Annotated in this window: 21 protein-coding genes; 4 read left to right on the forward strand and 17 right to left on the reverse strand. The window is 55.9% G+C overall.

The features are described 5' to 3' along the window. Positions 1-52: 52 nt before the first annotated feature. The 3 genes from rlmH to trpS all read right to left on the reverse strand — a co-directional run bounded on the left by rlmH (position 53) and on the right by trpS (position 2103). Positions 53-526: a 23S rRNA (pseudouridine(1915)-N(3))-methyltransferase RlmH gene (rlmH, locus tag Q0336_RS00750; protein WP_298524337.1), complete on the reverse strand. Its 474-nt coding sequence runs from the start codon at positions 524-526 to the stop codon at positions 53-55. Positions 527-676: 150 nt separating this feature from the next. Beyond that, a complete protein-coding gene (locus tag Q0336_RS00755; protein ID WP_298524340.1) occupies positions 677-1081 on the reverse strand; it encodes a DUF3127 domain-containing protein in 405 nt (134 codons plus the stop codon). 32 nt (positions 1082-1113) lie between these two features. Beyond that, entirely contained in the window at positions 1114-2103 is a 990-nt protein-coding gene (trpS, locus tag Q0336_RS00760) for a tryptophan--tRNA ligase (RefSeq protein ID WP_298524343.1), read from the reverse strand. A 67-nt stretch (positions 2104-2170) separates the two neighbouring features. Here trpS and Q0336_RS00765 point away from each other — a divergent pair, with 67 nt between their 5' ends. Next, positions 2171-2329 carry a hypothetical protein gene (locus tag Q0336_RS00765; RefSeq protein WP_298524346.1) on the forward strand — a complete coding sequence of 53 codons (159 nt, stop codon included), beginning with the start codon at positions 2171-2173 and terminating at the stop codon, positions 2327-2329. A gap of 45 nt (positions 2330-2374) precedes the next feature. On the opposite strand, the gene Q0336_RS00770 is transcribed toward Q0336_RS00765, so the two are convergent. Beyond that, the gene (locus tag Q0336_RS00770) at positions 2375-2572 is read right to left on the reverse strand and encodes a hypothetical protein (RefSeq protein ID WP_298524349.1); all 198 of its coding nucleotides are present in this window, start codon (positions 2570-2572) and stop codon (positions 2375-2377) included. 539 nt (positions 2573-3111) lie between these two features. Here Q0336_RS00770 and Q0336_RS00775 point away from each other — a divergent pair. Further along, positions 3112-3468 carry a nucleotide pyrophosphohydrolase gene (locus tag Q0336_RS00775; protein WP_298524418.1) on the forward strand — a complete coding sequence of 119 codons (357 nt, stop codon included), beginning with the start codon at positions 3112-3114 and terminating at the stop codon, positions 3466-3468. An 8-nt stretch (positions 3469-3476) separates the two neighbouring features. Continuing rightward, positions 3477-4352, forward strand: a complete 876-nt coding sequence (gene deoC, locus Q0336_RS00780) for a deoxyribose-phosphate aldolase (RefSeq protein WP_298524353.1) — start codon at positions 3477-3479, stop codon at positions 4350-4352. Positions 4353-4551: 199 nt separating this feature from the next. Here the strand turns inward: deoC and Q0336_RS00785 are convergent, their stop codons facing one another. The 8 genes from Q0336_RS00785 to Q0336_RS00820 all read right to left on the reverse strand — a co-directional run bounded on the left by Q0336_RS00785 (position 4552) and on the right by Q0336_RS00820 (position 15588). Continuing rightward, entirely contained in the window at positions 4552-5217 is a 666-nt protein-coding gene (locus Q0336_RS00785) for a M15 family metallopeptidase (RefSeq protein ID WP_298524355.1), read from the reverse strand. 283 nt (positions 5218-5500) lie between these two features. Next, positions 5501-6784 (reverse strand): hypothetical protein, encoded by a 1284-nt coding sequence (locus Q0336_RS00790; protein WP_298524360.1) that lies wholly within the window; start codon positions 6782-6784, stop codon positions 5501-5503. Positions 6785-6868: 84 nt separating this feature from the next. Further along, positions 6869-8365, reverse strand: coding sequence for a leucine-rich repeat domain-containing protein (locus Q0336_RS00795; protein WP_298524363.1), 1497 nt, complete (start codon positions 8363-8365; stop codon positions 6869-6871). Positions 8366-8448: 83 nt separating this feature from the next. Then, entirely contained in the window at positions 8449-9780 is a 1332-nt protein-coding gene (locus Q0336_RS00800; RefSeq protein ID WP_298524365.1) for a hypothetical protein, read from the reverse strand. Between the two features lie 170 nt (positions 9781-9950). Further along, positions 9951-11267 (reverse strand): DUF5074 domain-containing protein, encoded by a 1317-nt coding sequence (locus tag Q0336_RS00805; protein ID WP_298524368.1) that lies wholly within the window; start codon positions 11265-11267, stop codon positions 9951-9953. 27 nt (positions 11268-11294) lie between these two features. Continuing rightward, the gene (locus Q0336_RS00810) at positions 11295-12383 is read right to left on the reverse strand and encodes a PKD domain-containing protein (protein ID WP_298524370.1); all 1089 of its coding nucleotides are present in this window, start codon (positions 12381-12383) and stop codon (positions 11295-11297) included. 2 nt (positions 12384-12385) lie between these two features. Further along, positions 12386-13561, reverse strand: a complete 1176-nt coding sequence (locus Q0336_RS00815; protein WP_298524421.1) for a YncE family protein — start codon at positions 13559-13561, stop codon at positions 12386-12388. Positions 13562-13572: 11 nt separating this feature from the next. Further along, on the reverse strand, positions 13573-15588 hold the full coding sequence (locus Q0336_RS00820; protein ID WP_298524373.1) for a TonB-dependent receptor: 2016 nt from the start codon (positions 15586-15588) through the stop codon (positions 13573-13575). Positions 15589-15995: 407 nt separating this feature from the next. Between Q0336_RS00820 and Q0336_RS00825 the strand changes: the two genes are divergently transcribed. Beyond that, complete coding sequence (locus Q0336_RS00825; RefSeq protein ID WP_298524376.1) at positions 15996-17636, forward strand: glycogen/starch synthase; 1641 nt, start codon at positions 15996-15998, stop codon at positions 17634-17636. A 104-nt stretch (positions 17637-17740) separates the two neighbouring features. Here the strand turns inward: Q0336_RS00825 and Q0336_RS00830 are convergent, their stop codons facing one another. From Q0336_RS00830 to Q0336_RS00850, 5 genes are all read right to left on the reverse strand, one after another. Continuing rightward, on the reverse strand, positions 17741-18538 hold the full coding sequence (locus Q0336_RS00830; RefSeq protein ID WP_298524380.1) for a UDP-2,3-diacylglucosamine diphosphatase: 798 nt from the start codon (positions 18536-18538) through the stop codon (positions 17741-17743). Between the two features lie 4 nt (positions 18539-18542). Beyond that, positions 18543-18872, reverse strand: coding sequence for an iron-sulfur cluster assembly protein (locus Q0336_RS00835; RefSeq protein WP_298524382.1), 330 nt, complete (start codon positions 18870-18872; stop codon positions 18543-18545). 72 nt (positions 18873-18944) lie between these two features. Continuing rightward, positions 18945-20555, reverse strand: a complete 1611-nt coding sequence (locus Q0336_RS00840; RefSeq protein WP_298524385.1) for an ABC transporter ATP-binding protein — start codon at positions 20553-20555, stop codon at positions 18945-18947. Then, entirely contained in the window at positions 20552-21694 is a 1143-nt protein-coding gene (locus Q0336_RS00845) for a nucleotidyltransferase family protein (protein WP_298524388.1), read from the reverse strand. Before Q0336_RS00845 ends, Q0336_RS00840 begins: the two co-directional genes overlap by 4 nt. Continuing rightward, entirely contained in the window at positions 21691-21957 is a 267-nt protein-coding gene (locus tag Q0336_RS00850; RefSeq protein ID WP_298524392.1) for a PqqD family protein, read from the reverse strand. The genes Q0336_RS00845 and Q0336_RS00850 overlap by 4 nt, the downstream gene beginning before the upstream one ends. Positions 21958-21981 lie beyond the last annotated feature (24 nt).

A 21981-nucleotide genomic window follows, 5' to 3' on the forward strand; every position in this document is an offset into this window, starting at 1 on the left:
TGCATGGTGTGTCGGGGTCGAAGTAGTCAGTATCAGGGGCTAATAGAGAGCCTTACTCATGGTGATAAGGCTCGCCACGGAGGATCGTCTGCGCTCGGTAGAGCTGCTCCACGGCGAAGAGGCGCACCATCTGGTGGGAGAAGGTCATCTGACTCAGGGAGACTCGGTCATTGGCTCGTGCATAGACCTCATCGGAGAAGCCGTAAGGCCCACCGATGACGAAGATCATCCTACGCTCCCCCGAGACCATCACCCGCTCGATGTAGGAGGCGAAGGCCGTGCTAGAGAACTCCCGTCCCCGCTCGTCGAAGAGTACCAGACGATCCGTAGGTGCCACGAGACGAAGGATCTCCGCTCCCTCGGCCTGCTTCTGGAGCTCGGGGGAGAGTTTGCTGGAGCGTCGTATGTCGGGGATGATCTGGAGGGTGAAGGGGAGGTAGTGGCGTAGGCGGTCGGCATAGAGCTTGGTGAGCTCTTCGATATGACGGCTGTCGGTCTTGCCTACGGCTAGGAGCATCAGGTGCATCAGCGAGCGTGGGGGATAGAGGGCCTAGGGGAGATAGAGTCAGATCTTCGAGGGTACACTCAAAGAAGACCCATTAGACTACGCTTTCACTCTGCTGTATGTAGTCTAATGGGTCATACTTGACCGAGGGTAGCTCGAGCTACGCTTCGGCTAGAAGGGGAGGTCGTCGGCCGCCGTGGGGACTGTCGCTGCGGGTGCAGGAGCAGCAGCGACGGGCTGTGCTGCTACGGGCGCTCCGAAGCCTGGGGCAGGAGCAGGAGCCGCTACGGGAGCACCAGGGAGCTGGACACCGTTGAGGACATTCCAAGCACGGACATCCGTGTACCAGCGTCCGTTGAACTCACGACTCTCGATGTCGATCGAGACGGTCACGTCTTGCCCCACCTGCATGGGGAACTTGTCGACATTGTCTCCGAAGAGGTTGAAGCAGACCTTGCGGGGGTACTGCGTGCCGAGGGTTTCGAGGATGTATTCCTGCTTTTTCCAGGGGTTACCGGCCTTGGAGACTCCTTCTTGAAGGGGGAGCACTTGGACGATCTTTCCGATTAGTTCCATCTGTATAGGATCTTATTATTTATGAGTCTGATTTAGCGGGGGCGGAAGCCGATGATGTGGCGGATCTCTTCTATGGTCTTGGCAGCGGATTCACGGGCCTTCTCGGCACCGATACGAGCCACACGGGAGAGGAGCTCCTTGTCCTCACGGATGTCGAGGATACGCTCACGGATAGGGGCGCAGAAGGCATTGATATCTGCGGCGAGCTGCTTCTTCATGTCGCCGTAGCGGATAGCGCAGTCGTTGTAGAGCCCGTCGAAGTGCTGATAGACCTCTGGGGCAGAGACGATCTCCATGAGCGTGAAGAGATTCTGGATGGGCTCGGGCTTCTCGCTGTTGGGCTCCGTAGGACCTGCGTCGGTGACGGCACGCATGACCTTCTTGCTGATGGTCTTCTCGTCGTCGATGAGGTAGATCGCATTGCCTTCGCTCTTACCCATCTTCCCTGAGCCGTCGAGCCCAGGCACCTTCAGTGCACGCTCCCCGAGGGAGAAGGACTGAGGTTCGGTGAAGAAGTCCACACCGTAGATCGTGTTGAAGCGACGGGCGAACTTACGTGCCATCTCCATATTCTGCTCTTGGTCCTTGCCCACGGGTACCTTGTCGCCCTTGTGCATGAGGATGTCTGCAGCCATGAGAGAGGGATAGGTCAGCAGACCAGCGTTGACGTTGTCGGGTTGCTGGCGAGCCTTGTCCTTGAAGGAGGTCGTACGCTCTAGTTCGCCCAGATAGGCGTTCATGTTGAGGTAGAGGTAGAGCTCGAGCACCTCACGTACATCACTCTGTACATAGATCGTGGCCTTCTCTGGGTCGATACCGCAGGCCAGATACTCTGCTAGGATCGTGTTGGTACTGCGGATGATATCGTCGGGATGGGGATGTGTAGTGAGCGAATGCCAGTCAGCGATGAAGAAGAAGCACTTGTACTCCTCTTGCATCTGGATGAAGGCACGTACGGCACCGAAGTAATTTCCTAGGTGAAGGTTGCCTGTGGGGCGAATACCGCTAACTACTGTTTGCATCTCGATCTAATATATAAAGGATTATACCACTATCTATTGACTTACGAAGATAGGGAATAATTCAGACATGAGCCCCCAGCAAGCGGGCGGGGAAATCGCTCCCAAGGGGCACGGACTCCTCTCCCGTGGAGCTAGCCAGACAGACGAGCCTCCGCTAGGAGGCACGGGCTGTGCTCCCTCACTCTGCGAACTTCCCGAGATCGTCTCGCTCCGATCGATAGCTTAGCTCCTAGCTCGTCACCCTCGCTGCCTAGGAGCCGGCTTCTCCCGATCAGAAGTAGTGGAGTAGGGAGAAAAGGAGGGAGATGAGCCCTGTAGAGATCAGCAGGGCAGCAGGAGTGATGATCCAGGCGCTCTGACCATACTGCCGAGATGCTAGCTGTGCTAGGATGAAGACGATGACCAGAGGAAGGACCACGGAGAGGACGATCATCCCTGGACGATGCCCCAAGAAGAGGTGGTTCATCATTTGCAGTGAGAGCGAAATGAAGAACGCTAGGAGTGATAAGGAGAAGATCACTATTACTGTGAAGATGGTGGGCCTTGGGTACACGAGCTTGATGTGTTATGGCGGGCGTGTGCTTACAGTAAGCGAGCGTCTGTCGGTGATAGGAGGGTTAGGCTCCTGTGTATGGGCTACGGCTTAGAAGATAGAGGCTATCTCTAGGACAAATGTACGAGTATTTTTCTCGATATGCTACAAGGTGAGATTACTTAAATTTATTAGAATAGAGACGTTTAGCGAAACCTCTTTTCTTCTGACCCTATTCTCCTAGAGATAGCCACCTAGTACCAGTAGCGCCTCCGAAGTGGTAACAGTAGTGCCTCTCAGGAGGAAACAGTAGTGCCTTCGAGCCCTTGTCTAGAGACCTCCCAGAGGATGGACGACTGCTCCTCACGGGGGCGGGTAGAGCCACTCGCTGGTATTCCCTTATCTTTGTGGGATAGGAGCAAGGCTCCTCCGGCTAGACATACAGCTTCGACAATACCTACACGATGGACAGCAGACTGACCCTCTCTGATGCTCAGCGCCTCGTCGACGAATGGATACAGACCTACGGCGTACGCTACTTCTCCCCCCTGACGAATATGGCTATTCTCACCGAAGAAGTGGGTGAGGTCGCCCGGCTTATGGCTCGCCTCTATGGTGATCAGAGCTTCAAGAAGAGCGATGAGGGGAAGACGCTCGATGATGAACTGGCAGATGTACTCTGGGTGCTCCTCTGCATCGCTAATCAGACGGGAGTCGATCTCCATAGCGCTCTGATGAAGAATATCGAGAAGAAGACCCAGCGAGACCGAGATCGCCATCGTGCTAACCCCAAGCTAGCCGCCACCGAAGAAGAAATAGAACCTAAGCAATAGTTTACTCCATGGTAGAAACAAACTTAACTAAGTACACCGAGGCTTTTGAAGCCTTCGCCCCCGCTCTCTCCCTAGAGGAGATCGACAGCCGTATCGCTAAGATCCTCGAAGAGGGCTATGAGCGCAACAACACCCGTGAGGTGAAGAAGTTCCTTCACTCCACCATTGATCTCACCACGCTGGCAGGAGCAGACACCGAAGAGAAGGTGGCTCAGCTCGTCGGCTCTGTCAATGACTTCGAGGGGACGGAGGATGTCCCTTCGGTCGCTGCTATCTGCGTCTACCCCAACTTCGTCAAGACCGTGCGTGAGGTGCTCACTGCTTCGGGGGTCCAAGTCGCTTGTGTCAGTGGTGCCTTCCCCGCATCACAGAGCTTCACCGAAGTGAAGATCGCCGAGACGGCGCTTGCCGTCGCTGCTGGTGCCGACGAGATCGACATCGTACTCAATCTAGGTGCTTTCCTCTCGGGCGACTACCTCGAAGCCTCTACCGAGATCGAAGAACAGAAGGCTACGGCTCGAGGTGCTCACCTCAAGGTCATCCTCGAGACGGGTGCGCTCAAGGAGCCCGAACTTATTCGCCGAGCCAGCATCCTTGCCCTCTTCTCTGGGGCTGACTTCCTCAAGACTTCTACGGGGAAGGAATATCCAGGTGCGGATCTGCGTGCTGCCTACATCCTCTGCTCCGTCCTCAAGGAGTACAAGGAGAAGTATGGCGAGCAGCGTGGGGTGAAGTTCAGTGGGGGTATCCGTTCGGCCGAAGAGGCTGTGAAGTACTACACGCTGGTAGAAGCGATCCTCGGCAAGGAATGGCTCGACAATCGCTTCTTCCGCATCGGTGCAAGTAGTCTCGTAGGCAGTCTCCAGAAGGAGATCCTTGGCTAGTCCGAGCCTTCGCCTTCCGAAGGATAGGTTTTTTCTTAGGTAGCGCCTCCCAGAGCATGTGCTTAGCCCCTACGGCTCGGTGCTGTATGCTCAGCTACCCAGTACAGCTAGCGCTCAGGATGATCCATCCCGAGCGCTAGCTCTTTATTATCTATTGCTCCCATAGGGGAGCGCTCATAGCTCCGCCATCACGGCGGGACTAGAAGGCGAGGAGCCGATAGCGCTTGCGCACCTCTCCCATAGACATACGCTCCTGATAGTGCCACCACTCCTTGTCATAGGGGCGCAGGCCTTCAGCCCCCAGCAGACGGCGCATGAGCGCCCTATTGCGTGGCACTTCTTCGGAGAAGATCCCCGCACGTACACGAGCCTCTTCGTTGCCAAGGTGAGCCTCCTCACCGAAGTGATCGAAGGGGCTTCCCATATCTAGGGGCTTGCCCTTGTCGTCGATGATGGTGAGGTCGACAGCGACCCCATAGTTGTGCCGTCCGCCTCGCTCGGGTGCTGCTACGTAGATCTTCTTGGGTGTGCCAGCGACAGCTTGGTACATCCGTCGCTGGACGCTCTGGGGGCGAGCAGCGTCGTAGATGAGGAAGCGGTAGCCTGGGAGCTCTGCCTCGAGGGCTTGCTGAGCACGGGCCAGGGCACGAGCGAGGTTGGGGTGAAGGTAAGCCTTCTTGAGTGTGCCGTACATATTTTCCCCGATGAAGTTGTCTCGGGTAGCGTACTTCAGTTCGACACGGATATGCGGGGCAAGCTGGGTGACCTCGACCATGCCATGCGCACGCATGAGCGAGTCGAAGCCCTGAGCCGAGAGGCTCGTGCTCCAGAGGAGGAGCAGGGGAAGGAGGAGTCGTAGAAGCATCTTGTGAGGCGTGCTCTGCTTAGTCAAGAGCGGGGGCAAGATACGCAAAATAATAGGCTCGGGGGAGTGAGGTTAGTCCTAGAGAAGTAACTAGCTCCCGCCTAAGCTATCCTACTGATGGATCTCCCAGATCGACGAGGGTATCCTTCTGGAAGCTCCCTGCTTCCCCCCATGACCTGTATGAGAGATAGACTGCCGCATCAAAGAGGCGAGGCTACGCCACAAGCTAAGGGTGCTTGTGACGTAGCCTCGCTGGTCTTAGGACACTAAGACTTGGGATGAACTAGGGGCGACGACCGTTGAGGAAGATCGCATTCACATCGGCTGCATAGTGCAGATCAAGCTCACGGAGCTTCTTAGCGGGGACATTGTCCTCCTTGAAGAGCGAGAAGACCAGCACCTTCGTCAGGTCATGCAGGAGAGGACCCGAGCGTCCTTGGTCAAGGTAGGAGACGAAGAGCTGATCGAGGTCGGGGTTGAACCCGACTTGCATCTTGTAGCCCTGCCTATTGTCCGCCTCCGTGCGCCCTGCGATGGTGTAGTAGCGAGTAGACACGAGTCCCTGGACTTTATTCTCTTCGCTCGGGAGCGTGAGCTTCGCTGTGTAGACACTGCGTTCCTTGGCATCGGAGCCCCCTTGGTCCGAGGTGCTCCCCGAATAATAGAGGCGCTGGGAGCGGGCATCATAGCAGATGCTTCGGCCGACTTGCTCGGTGAGGGTGAAGCGAGCCACGACCTTCCCCTCCTTCATGGAGAAGAGGTAGTAGCGAGCGGAGCTGTCTTTCAGAACGAGCCACTCTTCGCCTGCTCGCAGGACCTCCTTGATCGTAGCGCCCGAGAGGGCGATGGGGATCTTGCGGGCAGCAAGACTCCCCTTATCGAAGGCAAAGGCTTCCGTACCGTAGCGAACGAAGAAGTACCCATGATCCTCCCAAGACGCTCCGCCCGAAGCGAAGCCCCAGATCCCCGTAAGTGGCTTCATCTCACCCGTCTCGACATCGAGGCGGTAGTAGTGCTTCTTGTCGAAGGAGAGATAGGTAGATCCATCGCTAAGCGTAAAGGATTGGCGTACCCATTCATCCCCGTCGTTAGGCTGGCGGATAAGGAGGTTCTTGACGATCTTCATCGTCTTTGCGTCGAAGAGGAAAAGACGGGAAGCATGCTTGGAGCCCGTGAAGTCGTACTTCGCTAGATAAGCTAGATAGTCTCCAGCACGGCTCAGCGTGCCTTCGCAGATCTCGCCCTTGCCCTCGAAGTCACTATTGCCTTCTGCCCCCTTCTCGGAGAAGACGCTCGTGAGCTGCTCGCCCTTCCGGTCGAGGAGGAAAAGCGAGGGCGATACCCCGACTTCCGAAGGCTGGCTCGTCAAGACGGAGGCCAGTCCTTGGTTGAAGAGGATGGTATAGCCTTGGTAACCCTCGTAGGCGGGGGGCTGTGGTGTGGGAGGTGGTGTAGGTGTGGGGGTAGGAGTAGGCTTCGGCTGGGGCTCTGGTAGGGGTGTGGACTTGTCGCCACAAGCCGTAAGCAGACCGAGCGCAAGCACCACTCCAAAGATGCGGTAGTTCATAGTCTGAGGTATATACAGAGGAAAGAAAAGTAAGAAGGCGAGGTAGCCACGCTCGTGGGCTACCTCGCCTTCCTCATGAAGGACTTACTTCAGGTCCTTGACGGTGAAGTTCTTCCACTTACCGTCGGTGATCTGATAGGTTTCCTTGTTTGCAGGGGTCACGTAGAGGACGGGATCCTTCATCTGACCGAAGGCCACATGACCATCATGGAAAGGATCATCGTCGCTGTAGGGGTTGAAGTCTACCTCGGGCATAGCACCAAGGAGGACAGCAACACCAGAGTTCTTATAATTGCCATGGAAAGCACCGCGACCGATCTTCTTTACAGCAGGTAGGCTGATGTAGGTGATCTTGAGACCATTGCCACTGATGTTAGAGCCACCATTGAAGCAGATATGCCCGATCTCTTCCAGCTTGGGGAAGTTCACAGCATCGAGTGAAGCGTTATCGAGGAAGCAACCTTCTCCTACTCTCTTCAGCTTGGGCAGGTGAGCATAGTTGAGGCTCGCCGTAGCATTGAAGGCATAGTTCCCGATTTCTTCTACACCTTCTGCATAGATGGCCTTGAAGTTCTGGAACTTGTCACCGAATACTCCGCCCTCGATACGCTTGATGCTGGAGGGAAGGACGAGGACACCGTTCTTACCCTGACCAGCGAGGTAGTATTGGTTCTTGATGCCTTTGAGGACACCATCCTTGACATTGAATGCCTTGCTATCGAGTTCTGCTGGGATCTTGATACCATCAAGCTTAGCGAAGTGGTGGCGAGCGATGTACTCGAAGTACTGTAGGAAGTTGGGGTTGTTAGCTTCGTTGAAGACGAGCACCTTGTCCTCTGGGGTATTCCAGAAAGCATCTTCTGCTGTGCCAAAGTCCTTGTCAGTTTCGTCGATAGCGAGGGGAGGACGCTGAGCGCCACCGAAGTCTACCTTAACTAGACCGATACAGCCCTTGAAGGCAGCAGCACCGATCTTCTTGATACCAGGAGCATGGATCTCCTTGAGGCGAGTGTTCCCTTCGAAGACCTTATCTGCGATCTCCTTGACAGAAGCTTCGAGCTTGACTACGCCATCGGCAGGAGTCTTGTCAATAGGATAGTTGAGGAGGACACCATTCTCGATCTCGATCTGAGTGCCTGGGAGAGGAGTGCCGTTGATCGTCATGAACTGATACTTCTTAGCGAAGTCCATGAAGTCAGCGACCTTCTCTGCAGGTACGACGAGATCCTTCTCTTCGGAAGTACCATCAAAGGCACCTTCGCCGACAGTTGGCACGGTAGCACCGAGGTGAAGGCTCTTGAGCGAAGAGCCCTTGAAGGCTGCTGCTCCGATCTTGGTGAGCTTAGGAGCCTTGAGAGTTCTGAGGGTCTTGTAGCCTTCGAAGACCTTATCTGCGATCTCGGTGACTTCAGGCAGAGAGACAAGCTCCGAGGGCATGATCTCCTTCTCTGGATAAGCAGAGAGGACACCCTTGTCGATCTTGATCCCGCTCTTGGGGAGGACGGGAGTCACGTCATCCGAGGTACATGAGCTAAGGCCTAGGGTAAGCGTTAAGGCCAGAGTTAGAAACTTCTTGATCATAGTGATGAATTGGTTGGAAAAGTAAAGGGGCAGTCTCCCCCTCAGGGCTAGCTTGCGCCGAGGGAGAGACTGTGCGGGTCTAATTACTTAGGCTCGTTGGTGAAGCCGTAGCCCTCCTGCTGGGGCACGAGGTGCTTCAGCGTCTTGGGATAGGCGAGGTATTCAGCAGGGATAGCGCCCGTGAGCTTGTTGCCAGAGAGAGCAAAGATTGTGTAGCCGTAGCTAGGGAGACCTAGGACGTTGGCGTACTTCTCTGCATCAGGCAGCGTGCGCTTGATGCGAGCGGGGATGCTACCAGTGAGCTGGTTGTTGCGGAGGTCCACCCAGAGGAGATTGTTCTGCTGTGCACCACCGAAGTCAGTGGGTATCGTACCGGTGAGCTGGTTGTCGTTGAGGTAGATCTGATAGAGCCCTTCAAGTCCAGCAAGCTCAGCAGGGATCTGGCCCGAGAGCTTGTTGTGCTCGAGGTTGAGGTTCTTGAGCTTCTTCAGACGACCCAGAGAGGCGGGGATCTGACCAGAGAGCTTGTTGTAGCTGATCATCAGCTCTCGGAGGTTGGCGAGATTACCTAGCTCTGCAGGCAGGGGCTTAGAGAGCTCATTGAGTCCTGCGGAGAGGTACTCCAGACGCTGCAGTCTGCCAAGCTCTGCGGGGATGCCACCAGTGAAGTGACAGCCGTAGATGGAGAGGTAGCGCAGAGCCGAGAGGTTGCCCAGCTCAGCGGGAAGTTCGCCCGTGAAGCCCTGGAAGGAGAGGTCGATGTAGCGAGCCTTAGTCAGCTGACCGATCTCACGAGGGAGCTTACCAGAGAGCGTGTACCCGTTGGGGCGATGCTCACGAGCAGTCTTAGGATTGCCATCCCACCACTGGCTGAGATCGTAGCGGCTGTTGCTTAGATCGAGGGTATCGATCTCCTTAAGCTGCCCGATGGCAGCGGGCAGTTCGCCCGTGAGGTTGGTGAAGCGCAGACGTAGCGAGTTCAGGCGAGTGAGCTGGAAGAGCTCCTCGGGGATGCTTCCCGAGATCTCACGGTTGTACTGGAGCTGGAGTGTGCGAAGAGCCGTCAGCTGACCGATGGATGCAGGGATGGAGCCCTTGAGCTTATTCGCACCGAGATAGAGGGCGGTGACACGAGGCTGACCAGCGACAGTGGAGACACGGACACCGTACCACTTACTTACGGGCTGTTCGCTCGCCCAGTAGTTGGAGTTGGACCAGTTCATCCCGTCGAGGGCGTTGAAGAGATCGACCAGCGCCAGGCTATCGGTCTGGAGCGAGCCGGAGAGAGGTGCAGAGAGCTCTGTCTCAGCAGCGAGTCCTTCTGTGCGTGGGGCATCCTGTGCGCCCTTGCTACAGCTGGAGACCCCCGTGCCGATGGCGAGGAGCGTCAGTGCAGATAGAAGAGTTTTCTTCATCGAAAGGTGATTATAATTTAGTGAACGATTATTACTCAAGGCACGCTCTGGCCTTAGCCCCCGAAAGGGATAAGGCCAAAGCGTCCGGTGAATACTCTGTTGCTTTTAGGCGAGTGCTGCGCCACAGAGACCGAAGCTCTATGCCAAGCGCTCGCTAGGGGAGCGGGTTGCTAGGGAATGAAGTAGAAGCCTGCGGGGAAGGCATTCACCTTCTCACGCTTGAAGAGGAGACTCCCGTCGGGATTGAGGACGAGGGTAATGTTCTTCTTGTAGGTGCCCCAGTCCCCGAAGGAAGCGAAGTAGATATGTCCCGTCTTGGGATCTACACCGAGGCTATTGTAGTAGATCTTCGCCTCAGAGTCTAGCTTCAGGATATCCACGATCTCCTTGGTTTCATTCTTAGAGAAGTCGTGGCGGTAGATGACAGGCTTCTGCTCCGTGAAGAAGATCTGATTGTCTTGAGCGAAGATCGCTGAGGTCGCCGTCCATCCCTTAGATAGAGACTGAGTCGTGGTATGCTTCTCGAGGATCTTGACCTCCGAAGCTGATACGCTTAGCTTGGCAAGGGTGTTGGGCTCGGAGTAAGAGAGCCAGAGCTGACCATTAGGAGCAAGCGCAAGCCCCGAGGGAGAGCCTTCGGGAAGAGCGAATGTCTGCTTCACCTGCCCATCTTGGAGCACAAGGAGCTTCTTAGTCGAAGTCGTCGCTACGACGAGATCACCGATGGTAGCCATGCGGAGTTTATTGGCCTTATCCGTGCCAGGGATGAGGTTGAAGCGTCCATCCTCCGTACCGCTATAGATCCCGCTGTTACCTCTGAGGTAGATGCGACCATTGACGACCGCGATATGTGTAGGCCAGTCGGCAGCGGTTTTAGGATCGTTGATGATCTTGATCTTCTCCAGCGTCTTAGCATCAGCGATGGTCAGCATCCCTTCGCCGCCATTCTTAGGTCCATTCTGAGAGAGGATGTAGACCTTACCATTGGCGAAAGCCATATCCTGACAGACATTACCCAGCTTCGTGCCATTGACACGGATGTAGGCGCTATCGAGGACGAACTTCTTCGAGGCATCGATATAGGTGAGTGTACCCGTCTCATTGCTCATGTTCCCTTCGTTGAGGAGGAAGGCTCCCGAGGTGAAGCGAGCGGCGACAGAGAAGTCCTTGCTTACCTTGCCCCCATTGCGCTTATCGACAAGATCAACCTTGTAGCTTCCAGTGCGGGGCTGAGTGAAGGCATAGTCCTTGCCTTCGGCGACTTCCTTACCATTGACTACCCAAGTGAGCTTGGCATCAGCCTTAGCTCCCTGAGCAGAGAGGCGCACTGTGTCGAACTGCAGGAGGCTCGTCGTCTTAGCCTCGATCGTAAATCCAGGCTGAGGAGTGGGAGTAGGGGTAGGCTTGGGCGAAGGATCATCCTTCTTACAAGCTGTTGCTAGGCTGAGGATACCAGCGATCCCAGCGAGGAGGAGTTTCTTATTCATGTTATGGTGAATTTAGGTTTGCCTTGTCTATCTAGTGGGGATGTCCTCGTTGAGGAGGTGGAGGTCATTGACCCCTGCGACTTCGGTCGAGCATTCGCCGAGCCAACCATTGACTTGGTTGATCCCCGTGTGGATGCGGATGAAATCAATGCCAGGGAGATGCACCTTGCGACCATACTTGTCGATGGCCCAGTCAATATCGATAGCGGAGTCGGCTAGGTCGTTCTTCTCATTGTCTACATAGCCGTAGCGGAACTTGAAGAGGACATAGTAGCGCCCTACCCCACTCTGGTCTCGGGCGTTCTGTGGGAGGCGTGTACCACGGAGGGTGAGCTTATCTCCCTTGATCCACTTGGGGTAATAGGACTGGCTGTGGAAGGTATTCTTAGGTAGCCAACCGGAGCCCCCCTTATTGTCCGTCCAGTGTACGTACTGCACGATCCCGACGAAGGGGACACCCGTGTCGGGAGACATCTCTTCCTTGGTAGGACGTTCGTAGGTCATCTCGTAGTCTCGGTAGAAGTTCATGTCCGAGCCTGGGACAGACTTCACGAGGTTGTACCAAGGCTCCTTAGTGTGATCCACGTGGGCACTACCCTCGATCTCATACCATTCGTCTTCGTCGGGCTTACCGTTGCGGTTCACGTCGTAGGCGACCATGATCACACCTGGTTCGCAGCTGCCACCATCGTAGGGTTGCTCATTCTGGTCACCATAGAAGGCATTCCCTAGGACACGGAAGTCACGTTTGCCTGGGACATTGAGGATGGTATGGTCGAAGCCTACGGTGATGTAACCACCAAAGCCACCGAGGGTGACGAGGCTACGTTGGTTGTCGGCGAGGTATTCAAGCGCCTTCTCGTTCATCTTCTCCTGAGTATCCCCGTCTTCGTACTCGGGGAGCTTGTTGGTGAACTGCCCAACGGCTGGCATATACTCGAGGACTCGAGTGATGTAAGGCGTAGCGTTGGGATTGACCTCTGGCTTAGGGAAGACAGGGACAGGTGGGATGACGGGAGGCTTGGGAGCCTCATCCTTCTTACAGGATACGAAGGCGACAGAGCTTAGAGCTAGGAGCGCCATCAGGAGGGAGCTCCAGGAATGAATGGGTTTCATAGCTATTTGGGGTCTTTGGGTTGAAGTTGTTTGCGTGTGAAGGCGAAGTGTGCAGGGATGTCACCCGTCTTGACGGACCACTTGCGTGTACCGGTCTTGAGATCATAGCAGTGGAGTCTGCCTGGGGTGACATAGTTCTTAGCGTCGGTGACATAGAATTCACCACGCTCCCGATTGGTAGCGATGCCGTAGGGGATCTTGATATCCTTAGCTGTGCCGTCCTTGATGAAGTCTCGGTCGATGACCTTTTGGGTCTTGGTGTCGATGACGGTATAGCTGATGGTATTCTCCCCAGTGAGGTAGCTCCACTCGGTGCTGTAGACGAAGAGGGAGTCTCCGGAGAGGGTCATGTTGGAGCAAGAGACATCGAGGGTCTTGGTCACCTTCTCGGTCTTGGGGTCGAAGACGAACATCTTCGAGGGGACATGATAGTAGTCCCCACGAGAAGATACCCAGATCTTCCCGTAGTTGTCGAGCTCTAGGCGGTGGAGGTTGATCGCCACATCGACCTTCTTCTCTTCGGTGAAGGTCTTCAGGTCGATGATGGAGATGGTCTTGTCGTAGTTGGGGACGCGGTAGCCACCCGAGTTAGCGACATAGAGCTTGTCGCCGTAGATGACGATCTCGTCGGGCTGGTAGCCTACGGGGCACTCCGCTACGACTTTGAGGGTAGCGGTATCGACCTTGGCGACATAGCCTAGTCGTGCATTGGGGTCGATCTTCACGGGGCCAGCATAGGAGCTGACATAGGCAAAGCCATCCTTGAAGACGATGTAGCGGCAGTTAGGGATAGAGATCTTCCCGATGTGCTTGGCTGTATTCACGTCCATGACCTCGATGAGGTGAGAGACGTTGATGACGGCGTAGAGACGGTTGCCGTAGATCTGCAGGTCGTTGCCTACGTCACCGAGCTCCTTGACGACTCCGGGATTGCGCTCCGCATAGATATTGCGGGTGTACTTACCAGTCTCGTAGTCGTAGTAGTCGAGGGTGGACTTATTGGAGCCCATGTTTGCCTCGTTGAGGAGGAAGAAGCCCTTAATAGGGCCTGCAGGTTCTGGCTTCCCCCCTTGTTCTTCGGTAGAGGGGATGATCTCATCCTCCTTGCGGCAGGAGGAGAGGGAGAGAGCAAAGATGCCTACCCAGAGGAGTAAGCGGGTGATGGATGAAGTCTTCATAGCGGTGGAGGTCATAGTGTGTAGTCGATCTTGAGCTTGGTGTTGATACCAGGCATCGGATAGGAGCGCACGACTTCGTACTGTTGGTTGAGGAGGTTGTTGACCTCGGCGGTGAGTCGTAGGCTGTGCTTCTTCAGAGAGAAGAGGCGGGAGAGGGAGAGATCGCTGGTGTACCAAGGGCGGGTATAGTTCTCTCGGATGTTGGCGCTGGCATCGTAGCGCTCTCCCGTATAGATGAAGCTGTAGTTGAGATCCCACCCTTGCCAAGCAAGAGATACGATGGCCGAGCCACTATGCCAAGGGATATAGGGGATCTGCCCTCCATAATAGGTGTCGGAGGGATCGGTAAGGTCTTGGGCTCGCTGGTAAGTATATGTGAGGCGTGAGGAGGCACGAACTTTGCCGAAGCGCCAGCCTGTCTCAAGGGCTAGATCTATCCCTCGGATGCGGACATGCCCGAGGTTGACCATCGTCCACTGGAACTGGTTGGAGGTGGGCATGGCGATGATCTTGTCATCGACATAGTTGAGGTAGCCATCCACCTGCACCTCGAGGCTACGGAGCACACCACGACTGAAGGGCTTGGTATAGACCAACCCGAGGTCGTACTGGGTCGTGTACTCGGGGCGGAGGTATTTATTCCCGATGAAGGTATAGTAGAGATCGTTGAAGGTGGGCATGCGGAATATCCGCTTGTAGAAGCCTCTTAGGCTCAGCTCACGATGAGCCCACGGCTTGTAGCTGAGGATGAAGGTAGGAGTCCACTCGCTCTTCTCGGGGGCTTGTCCGTCCTTGGCCTTCGTCCAGTCGTGTACGTAGGTGTGGAGGAGGCTCGCCTGCGCCTTGAGTCCTCGGTAGGTGAAGTCGGAGGCGAGGGCGGTGAGTGCCGTGAGGCGGGTGGGGTAGGCGAAGGCATAGAGGTCGGCCGAGAGCGTATTGTACTGCAGGTCCGAAGACAGAGCTAGTCGCCAGCTGTCGGAGAGGGCTAGCTGATGTGCCGAGGAGAGGTAAGCCTCTTGCTGGTAGTAGTGATTGTTGACGTACATCGTCGTCACATCCAGCCGAGGGTCAGAGAGGTAGTGCAGGTAGTCGTAGGCGAACTTCCCATTGACCAGAAGCGTATAGCGTCCGAAGCTCTTACGCAGCGAGCCCTGAGCCATCAGGTCGGTGTCCCACTGACGATCTTCGTGCTTGAACTTCCCTGGCTCTTCACGAACGAAGGCTCCAGGGTAGCCTCGCTCCGAATTGTAGACATAGGCCTTGGCTCGCCATTCGCCCTCGTCGATACGGCCGAAGAGTCCCGCCTCGAAGCGCAGGGAGCGCACATCGCCATTGTGACGGATGGAGGTAGTGTCGTAGCCGTTCTTCTTCTTGTAGGAGAAGCTATATCGTCCCGAGGTGTAGAGGTATTCGCTGGAGAGGGAGAGGTCAAGGGAGGGATTGAGACGACGCTCCCAGAGGATGGAGGGATTGATGGTGGAGAAAGAGCCCGCCTTGAGGGAGGCCTTCAGATGATCTCGCTTGGTGGCTGAGACATCGGGCCGTCGGGTCGTCATATAGAGCGCAGCAGCGGAGGCAAAGCTCTTCGCTGGCTGGAGGATGGTGCTGCGCTGACCATTATATATGGAGACCGACTCCATATTGTCTAGGGAGAAGCGCCCGAGGTCGATCTGTCCGTTCTGCGCATTGCCTAGCTGGAGGCCATCGTAGAAGACCCCGACGTGCTGGGAGCCCATGCTTCGGATATTCACCGTCTTGAGTCCCCCGATACCGCCGTAGTCCTTGATCTGGACTCCTGCGAAGTAGCGGAGAGCATCAGCCACGCTCACAGCACTGAGTCGCTGGAGCTCACGCCCCGAGAGGGTTTGGGCAGGGATGACATCCTTTGAGACAAAACGCTCCCTGACGACCACTCCCTCAATGAAGTGGACGCTGTCTGCTTGGCGCTGAGCCCATCCTGCGGAGCAAGAGAGGAGCGCAAGGGATGCCACGACCCATCGGCCAAGGCTGCGTATCTTGGATATCATCAATAGAACAGATTTTAGCTAGCTAATCGGTAGGGCTTTGGACTCTGTGTCTTCCGGCTATTAGCCGTCCCACAAAGGTACGGATTTTGCCCTAAACCATCTGGACGCACTAGGTCTCTGGAGTAGAGCGGTTCGGTGGTGCTTACATCCCGCTTGGCAAGGGCGCTCTCAGAGGGGGTCAGAAAAACCCACAGTGGATCGCCTCGACGACCCACTGTGGGTCGGAGGAGCGACCTACCGTAGGTCGTCGAGGCGATCTACCGTAGGTCGCTCTGAGCCCTGTCTTAGGTGGCTCAATGTGTATAATTGTAGAGTTATGCTTAATTTTGATACAGACGGACGGGAGAAGCCTCTCGTTCGCTCGCTTGATAGCATATACATTCACCACCTTACTTTACTGAACGATCATGATCCTCGAGACGAGTTGGGAAGTCTGCAATAAGATGGGAGGGATCTATACCGTCCTCTCCTCACGTGCAGATGTGATGACCCAGCGCCACCCCGATAAGGTATGCTTCATAGGCCCTCTGCTTGCGAGCGATGGCAAGTCGCTTCCCTTAGACTTCATCCCGGGAGCTATCCCCGAGCTCGAGGGCTGGACGAAGGAGATCCTCCCGACTCTGGGGCTTCGTGTCAAGACGGGGCATTGGGCGGTCTCGGGTAAGCCCCCCGTGCTCTTGGTGGACTTCTCTCCACTCTGGGAGGAGAAGGATGATCTGTACTTCCAGTTCTGGCAGGCCTATGGTCTGCAGGGGGATAAGGGCTATGGAGACTATGATGAGAGTGGTCTCTTCGCAGTAGCTGCTGCTCGCCTTATGGCAAGTATCGCTGCTTGGACTGCAGAGCCCACCACGGCGATCTTCAACGAATGGCAGACAGCCTTGGGGCTGCTCTACCTGCGCCTCTATGCTCCCGAGGTGCGCACCCTCTTCATCACCCACGCTACGACCATCGGGCGCTCCATCGCAGGCAATGACAAGGAGCTCTATACCTACATGGACCAGTACGATGGGGATCAGATGGCACGTGAGCTGGGGGTAGAAGCTAAGCACGCTGTGGAGAAGTGCGCAGCCCATGAGGCTTCGGTCTTCGCTACCGTCAGCAAGCTCACCGCTCGTGAGGCTAAGCAGCTCCTTGGACGTGAACCAGTCGTCCTACCCAATGGCTTCCACGTCGGCAATTCCCCCTTCACTGCCCCCATGCAGTCCAAGCGCAAGAAGATGCGTCGCCTCTTGGCTCGAGTAGCTTCCCGCCTCTATGCCCGACCTATTGATCCTGAGAAGGCCTTCTTCGTCTCCCTCGGTGGTCGCTATGAGTACCGCAATAAGGGGATTGACCTCTTCATCGAATCGCTCTACCACTTCCAAGCCAGCTATACGGCTGAGCGGGAGATCGTCGCCTTCCTCCTCGTCCCCGCTTGGGAAGCAGGTCCTCGTTCGGAACTGCAATATCTACTAGGGCACCCCGCCGAAGAGCAGGAGCGCCCCTTGCAGTACCCCTGCCTCTCCCACTGGCTCTACAATACCGAGAACGACCGAGCCGTGGCCCATATCCGCCACCGTGGTCTTGATCGCCCCGAAGGGCATGTGAAGGTCATCTTCGTGCCCTGCTACCTCAATGGTATCGACGGCATCTTCGATCAGACCTACTACGATCTGCTCCAAGGGATGGACCTCACGATCTACCCCAGCTACTACGAGCCTTGGGGCTATACCCCGCTGGAGAGTATCCGCTATGGTGTGCCGACGATCACGACGACACTCGCGGGCTTCGGGCTGTGGGCTGAGGAGGAAGAAGCTTCTTCACCCTTCGCAGAAGCAGCCTGCCCTCCCGTGCACGTCGTGGAGCGTACCGATACCAACATCCTCGAGACCATCCAGACGATCTCCTCCCTCATCCGTGAGCAGCTTCACCTGAGCCCCGAGGAGGCCAAGGCCCAGCGTCGTCTAGCCTATGAGCTGGCTCGCCGTGCCGACTGGAAGCACTTCTACCGCCACTACGAGGAGGCGTACAAGCTGACCGAGCAGCTCCCTCCCCTCTTCTCCTAAGCGGTAAGTCGCCCGAGCCTTCCCTCTGGGCGCTAAAGCAAATCGCCCCTGCAGTCTACGCTAGACTGCAGGGGCGATCTCTTTACTATGAGGGTGGGGGATGCCTAAGCTTCCTCCTCGAGGAACTGGTCGATCCACAGCGCCGAACCATCCCACACGGCGAACGAATTGTACTGAAGCCAATCCCCGAGGATGATGATCCGCTTCTCTCCCCTTAGAGCGAGGTCTACCAGCAAATGCCGGTGCCCGAAGAGGTAATAGTCGATCTCGGGATGCTCCTCGATATACTCCTTCGTCCAGCGAACGAGCCACTCCTTCTCGATCTCGAAGTAATCATTCTGATAGGCATGAGGTACCTCTCCTAAGGTGGCCTTACGTAGGCCTCTCTTGCGGCTTCTCAACGAGCAGCTCAGGGCGAAGCCCACCGTCCAGCGAGGATGGATCGCAGCATAGAGGCACCGAGCGACGGGATGACGGAAGAGGTGGTAGAGTAGCTTATTCGTCCACGAGACTGCACGATATTCCTTGTCTCCATGCGCTAGACGGAAGGTCTTCCCATCCAGCTCTACTATCGCTTCCTCATGATGCACCTGAGCTCCCAGCTCCTTCTCTAGATAGTCGGCAAACCAGACATCATGATTGCCCACAAAGAAGTGGATCTCGATCCCTTGGTCGGCCATTAGAGCGACTTGACCTAGGAAGCGTACATGCCCCCGTGGGACGACCGTGCGGTATTCAAACCAGTAGTCGAACATGTCCCCGAGGAAGTACACCGCCCGAGCATCCTGCTCGATGCTCTGAAGCCACCGCACCAGACGGCACTCTACCGCCCGAGGGTCAGCATGGTAGCCTGACCCCAGATGTGCATCGCTCGTGAAGTAGACCTTCGTTCGTCCGTCCATACGCTTATAGGAAGCCGAGCTCAAGCATGGCTTCTTCGCTCATCATATCCTTGTTCCATTCGGGCTCGAAGGTCAGCTGGATCTCTACCCCACTGACCCCAGGGACATCCTCGACCTTCATGCGCACATCCTCGATGATGAAGTCTGCGGCGGGGCAGTTGGGTGCCGTGAGGGTCATCGTGATCGTGACGAAGCGTTCGTCCGTAAGTTCCACGCAGTAGATGAGCCCCAGATCATACACATTGACGGGGATCTCAGGATCGTAGACGGTGCGTAGTGCCGCTACTATATCTTCCTCGATGCGGAGGTATTCGTTTTCTAGTTCTTCTGCCATAAGATGGGTGATATAGAGGAGGGTGAAGTCCCTCTCTAATGAGAGAAATAGGGAGAACCCTCCGTAGGTTCGCTAGAGGTGGAGCGTGCGGTCACATTGGGCCGCTACATCTGGATGATGCGTGATGAAGATCACAAGCCTATCGGAGGCATGAGCTCGTAGGTATTGGAGGAACTGAGCTTCGGTATCTTGGTCTAGGGCTGAGGTCGCTTCGTCCAGCAGGAGGATCTTCCCAGGACGCAGTAGAGCACGAGCGATGGCGATACGCTGTGCTTGCCCTTCGGAGAGCCCCAGACCTCGCTCCCCGATGAGCGTGTCTAGCCCCTTGGGGAGATCGAAGACAAAGTCTGCTACCGCTAGGCGTAGTACGCGCTTGAGGTCGGCATCTGTCGCATCTTCGTCCCCGATGAGGAGGTTCTCACGGACGGTACCACTGAAGAGGGATCCGCCTTGAGGTACATAGACGAAGTTGCCTCGAGTGACCTCATTCACTGGGTAAGAGCCCGTCGCTGAAGAGAGGCTGATTGACCCTTGTGTCGGTGGGACTAACCCAAGGAGGAGACGCAGTAGAGTCGTCTTACCCGCTCCCGTGCGCCCCATCAGAGCGATCATCTCTCCCGAGGAGGCTTCTAGGGAGAAGTTCTGGTAGATCCACCTTTCCTCTTCACCATAGCGGAAGCTCATATCCTTGACCTCAAGATGGATGGGACCAGTGAGCTGTACCCTGCGCCCCGTGAGCTCAGTCTTGAACTCAAGGAGGTTCACCAGACGGTCAAGGGAAGACTTCGAAGCAATGAGCGAGGGGAGTATCCCGATGAGTGTAGTCAGTGGAGACTGTATGCGTGCCACGAGCTGAAGGAAGGAGGTCATCAGCCCGAAGGTGATCGTCCCACCATAGAGACCACGTGCGCTCCAGAGGAAGGCAACGATATAGCCGCTGGAGAAGGCCCCTTGCATGATGAGGTTCGCAAAGACCGAGACAAGAGTCTGGCGCTTCACCGCACGGAGGTACTTCCCTTGGCGCATCAGCAGATGGTCGATGGAGGTAGCCTGACGCTCGAAGGTGCGGATGACAGTCTGGTTGAGCAGCGTCTCTTGGATCTGTGCTGTGATCTCACTCTCCGCTTGCTTCATCTCATCGGTATAGTGACGCATGCGCTTGTAGTACACCTTGCTGAAGATCGCAAGTAGAGGCATCCCTACCCCAAGGATTAGGGCCAGTGTCGGACTGAAGTAGTAGAGCAAGCACAATGCCCCTACGAGCTGAGCTGCTGCAAGGAAGGCTGTTGGGAGCGAAGAGACAAAGAAGGTGACCAATCCATCTGTATCCTTGAGCATGCGCAGGACCATGTCCCCGCTGTGCATCTGCCCGAGGCTAGACCAGCGAGAGTAGAGGAGGTGGGAGAAGACTTTGGATTGTACGGCATTGCTCATCTTGGCGCCGGTATAGTTCGTCAGGCGCACCGAGATGACACGGAAGAGTACCTGTAGCCCGAGTGTCACGACTAGAGCTATCGAGAAGGTGTGTATGGAGCCGTCTCTCTGATGTGCTGCGATGTCGATGACGCACTTCGAGAGCCAGATGAAGACCAGGTTAGTGGCGACGGTCCCCAGACCGAAGAGGATGATCAAGATGATCCCCCACTTGTGTCCTCTTAGGATGAAGCGTACTAGGTCGATCATCTCCGATGGCGTACGAGGAGCAAGAGATGCCCCAAGACCGAGCCCCAGATGATGCGGGAGGCATGGATGGGGGTAATGGAATAGAGACGGCGTGATCGGCGGGCTTTGAAGACAAGCTTACGCCAGTTGGATACCCACACGTTCTGGGACTTGCCGGGGCGCTGAGCGAAGCCGAAGTTGCCACTGTAGAGGACATCGAGCATCACTTGGTCGGTATTGGGATCCTCCCGCTCCAGCAGAGGGAAGGGGAAGATGCTTGGGGAGACACGAAGGTGACGGATCGCAGCTTGGGCAAAGAGCTGCATCGGATAGAGGATATCTAGGTCACGAGCATAGGAGAGGATCTTCTCCTTGTCGAGCTGATCCTTCAGTCGGGTCATCAGCAGAAGCCAGTCACTGAACTGACGGAAGCCTACCCCCCAATGAAGCCAATGGAAGAAGAGGTGGATGAAGACATAGACGACATTGAGCTCATTGGGGAGCGTATGCACGGTGTAGTCTCCGAGGGATAGGGGGAGAAGAGTTCTTGACTCTATGGCTTCACGGAGTAGCTTGTCGAAGGTCCTATTGTGGCGCTTGTGGTCGAAGAAGACTGCTCGAGCATGGTTCTCGATGACGGTACGACCATAGGAGAAGGCCGTGTGTCCATAGCGCACCTCTGAGTCATCGTGGAGGTGGAAGCCCTGCTGGGTCAGTAGGTCGTTCGCTCGCTCGTAGTCGCTATTGGATGTGAAGAGTACATCTAGGTCACCACCAGAGCGTAGGGATGGATCGGGATAGTACTGACCTAGGCTCAGCCCCTTGAGGAGGATGAAGGGGAGACCTGCATCTTCGTAGAGCTTGGAGAGCTTGCCTAGGGTACCGATCAGGTAGGTGTTTGCCCGTCGGGTCAGCTCGATCTCCGAGAAGATCATCAGGCACATGTTGCGGTTGGGCAGGGAGCCCTTTGGCAAGGTGAGGATCCGGTCTCCGACGAAGGCGGGCACGGCATGTGAGGTCGCCAGTCGGTGGATCCTACGCCACGACTTCTCCTCTAGGCCTGCGAATAACTCAGGTCTAGGAAGCTCGCTGTGTAAGGCACAGCTCAGGAGCTCTAGGAAAAGCTCCTCGTCACGGGAGAGCGTAGAGGTAGTACTCAATAGATGATCTCTGTTTCCTTGAGCATCTGGACGAGGAGTTCGATGTCGGCGCGTGCCTGCTCCCCGCTTACTTCATAGCGACTAGTGAGGAGTTCTACCCAGTCCTCTAGGGTGAAGTCCTTCCCTCGTACGCTCTCTATGAGATAGGCAGCACTATCGTTGAGGCTGACGGCCTGTGTATAGTCCAAGCTGTCTCCAGAGCCCACGATCATGATGTACTCATCGGCGATCTTACGTAGAGAGATTTGGTCTTTGATTCTCATCCTATGGTTGTGATTTGTTGTTTG

This window comes from uncultured Porphyromonas sp., assembly GCF_938039215.1.
GTDB lineage: Bacteria > Bacteroidota > Bacteroidia > Bacteroidales > Porphyromonadaceae > Porphyromonas.